Source organism: Longimycelium tulufanense (assembly GCF_014645795.1).
Lineage (GTDB): Bacteria > Actinomycetota > Actinomycetes > Mycobacteriales > Pseudonocardiaceae > Longimycelium > Longimycelium tulufanense.
In genome coordinates this window covers 1-542 of the sequence record NZ_BMMK01000113.1, presented here as the reverse complement: position 1 = coordinate 542, position 542 = coordinate 1, and the positions used below count along the sequence as shown (strand labels likewise).

Here is a 542-nt window from a genome sequence, read left to right as displayed (position 1 = left end):
TGCCGCGCCAGCAGGGCCCGCAGCTGGTCGGGCTCGGTGTCGTACGGGGCGGCCGTGGCGTTGGACCAGACCGGGAAGGTGGGCGGACGCAGGTCCCGGCCGGCCAGCTCGGTGCCCAGCAGGGCGGCTGCCCCGGCGACCAGCGGGCTGTGGAACCCGCACGCGACCGGGAGGCGGGTGGTCGTGTGGCCGCGTTCGGCCAGCGCCGCCAGTGCGGCGTCGACCGCGGGGGTGGTCCCGGCAAGGACCACCTGTCGGGGGCCGTTGTGATTGGCGATCACGACGCCCGGGATCGCGGCCAACGCAGCTCGTACCTCATCGGGGGTCGCGGCCACCACAGCCATCGTCCCGGGGTCGGTGCCGTGCTCCCCGACCGCGGCCAGGATCGCCTCCGCCCGGACCGCACTCAGTGTGATGAGGTCCTCGTCCCCGAAGACCTCGGCGGCGCACAGTGCGACCAACTCGCCATAGCTGTGGCCGCCCGCCATGTCGGGTCGCACGCCGAACTCGGTGAGCAGCCGATGCACGGCCAGACCCGCGAT

General features: G+C 74.2%; 1 protein-coding gene. It reads right to left on the bottom strand.

Going from position 1 to position 542, the window contains the following annotated elements:
- The coding region (locus tag IEY55_RS31800; RefSeq protein ID WP_189062288.1) for an ACP S-malonyltransferase at positions 1 to 542 on the bottom strand (542 nt) is incomplete at both ends.